General features: G+C 61.4%; 1 protein-coding gene. It reads left to right on the top strand.

The features are described from left to right. On the top strand, positions 1 to 254 hold a 254-nt coding region (locus AC0L2O_RS37120), incomplete at both ends, for a reverse transcriptase domain-containing protein (RefSeq protein ID WP_473373244.1).

Raw genomic sequence — 254 nt, 5'->3', positions numbered from 1 at the left:
TGTGCCGTGGTCATCCGGAAGTGGTGGACGCCGACCTCGCGGACTACTTCGGGAGCATTCCCCATGCCGAACTGATGAAGTCAGTAGCGCGCCGGATCGTTGATCGGCGCGTGCTGCATCTCATCAAGATGTGGCTGGAATGCCCTGTCGAAGAAACCGATGATCGAGGACGGAAGACACGCACGACCGAGGCGCGGGACAACCGGCGCGGCATCCCGCAGGGCTCACCCATCTCACCATTGCTGGCAAATCTG

Source organism: Bradyrhizobium sp. Kon10 (assembly GCF_055807395.1).
The sequence above is the reverse complement of the archived record's forward strand: the minus strand, read 5'-3'. Positions and strand labels throughout refer to the sequence as shown.